Here is a 1,666-nt window from a genome sequence, read left to right as displayed (position 1 = left end):
GCTGTGCGTAGATGTGATCAAGAGACAGGGCCCGGGCCTATGCGGAGGCCGTGGAGGACCTGGATGCCGCCATCACCCTCCAGGCGGACGACCCGCGGAGCTGGATCCTGCGCGGCCAGGCCCAGGCGGCGCTGGGGGACCGGCGCGCCGGGGCGCTGGACCTGCGGGAGGCGCTGCGCCTGGAGCCGAGGCAGTTCGACGCGCTGCTGGCCCTGTCCACGCTGCAGCAGGACAGCGGCGACCTGGTGGGTGCCTTGCACAGCCTGGAGGCAGCGATGAAGATCAACCCGCGCATGGCGGGTGGCGAGGCCCGGCTGCGCGACCTGCGGCGGCGGGCGCTGGGCGACAGCACCTGAGGCGCGGGCCGCGATCCCCGGCAAGAAGGGGCGGCGGGGAAGAGGCGGCCGGAGGGCGTGCCGGGAGGCATGGCCCCGAGGGGCGCGGCCCGCGAGGGCGGGAAGGATCGTCCGGGAAAGCGGCGAGGCGAGCAAGGGGAGTGACCTCATGGACGACCGCGTGCGCATGCGCGAGGTCCGCGTGCTGTCCGACGACACCTATGTCCTGCGGCGGAACACCTTCGATTTCCGCCGGCGCGACGGGCGCTGGCAGACCCTGGTGCGGGAAACCTATGACCGTGGCGACGGGGCGGCGATCCTGCTCTGGGAGCCGCGGAAGCGCACGGTGCTGCTGGTGCGGCAGTTCCGCTTTCCCGCCTATGCGGCGGGCCACAAGGACGATCTGGTCGAGGTCCCCGCCGGGATGCTGGACGCGCGGAGCCCCGAGGAGGCGATCCGGCGCGAGGCGGAGGAGGAGGCCGGCATCCGCGTCACCGCGCCGCGCCGGCTTTTCGAGGCCTTCATGAGCCCGGGCAGCGTGACCGAGCGGATCACCTTCTTCATGGCCGAGTACAGCGCCGCCGACCGCATCGGCGCCGGCGGCGGGCTGGAGGAGGAGGGCGAGGACATCAGCCTGCTGGAAGTTCCGCTGGAGGAGGCCATGGCCATGATCCGGCGCGGCGAGATCGTGGACGCCAAGACGATCATGCTGCTGCAATACGCCCGGCTGCATGAGCTGGGCGCAGCCTGAAGGGGGCACGCGCGTACCGGCGCAACACCCGGATGGCGGGCCGGGGCCATGCCGTGGGACAGGAAGACATGAGCGACACCCTTCTCCCCCTTCCCGACGTGGCGGACCGTCTCTGGGATTCGCTGCTCCGACGTGAGCCGCGCCAGGACGCGGTCTATGCGGTGGCAACCCAGGGCGTGTGGTGCCGCTTCGGCTGCCCATCCCGCCTGCCGCTGCGCCGCAACACGCGCTTCTTCGCCGATGGCGCGGAGGCGGAGGCGGCGGGCTTCCGCCCCTGCCGGCGCTGCGACCCGCGCGGCGAGCGGGGCCGTCTCCATGCCGAGGCGGTGCGCGCCGCCTGCGAGATGATCGAGGGCTCGGAGGGCATCCCCTCCCTGGCCGCGCTGGCGGAACGGGCGGGCTATGCCCGGCACCACTTCCTGCGCCTGTTCCGCGAGGTGACGGGGGTGACGCCGCGCTCCTATGCCGAGGGCGTGCGGGCCCGGCGCCTGCAACGCGCGCTGGGCGGGGGGGCGCGGGTGGTGGATGCGGTGGCGGAGGCGGGCTTCGGCAGCGAGAGCCGCGTCTACGCTGTCTCTTG

The 1,666-nt window shown here is 73.3% G+C and carries 3 protein-coding genes; all 3 read left to right on the top strand.

The annotated features are described in order from the left end of the window. The first annotated feature begins 50 nt into the window (after positions 1-50). Positions 51-356: a hypothetical protein gene (locus tag ROTAS13_RS24170; protein WP_075823635.1), complete on the top strand. Its 306-nt coding sequence runs from the start codon at positions 51-53 to the stop codon at positions 354-356. A gap of 148 nt (positions 357-504) precedes the next feature. After that, the gene (locus tag ROTAS13_RS24165; protein WP_019459579.1) at positions 505-1,086 is read left to right on the top strand and encodes an NUDIX domain-containing protein; all 582 of its coding nucleotides are present in this window, start codon (positions 505-507) and stop codon (positions 1,084-1,086) included. Positions 1,087-1,154: 68 nt separating this feature from the next. Then, positions 1,155-1,666 (top strand): Ada metal-binding domain-containing protein (locus tag ROTAS13_RS24160; protein WP_139323557.1); only part of this gene is annotated, 512 nt, incomplete at its 3' end.

This window comes from Roseomonas sp. TAS13, from assembly GCF_001950415.1.
In the GTDB taxonomy this organism is placed as follows: domain Bacteria; phylum Pseudomonadota; class Alphaproteobacteria; order Acetobacterales; family Acetobacteraceae; genus Roseomonas; species Roseomonas mucosa.
This window is presented reverse-complemented; position numbering and strand designations above follow the sequence as displayed.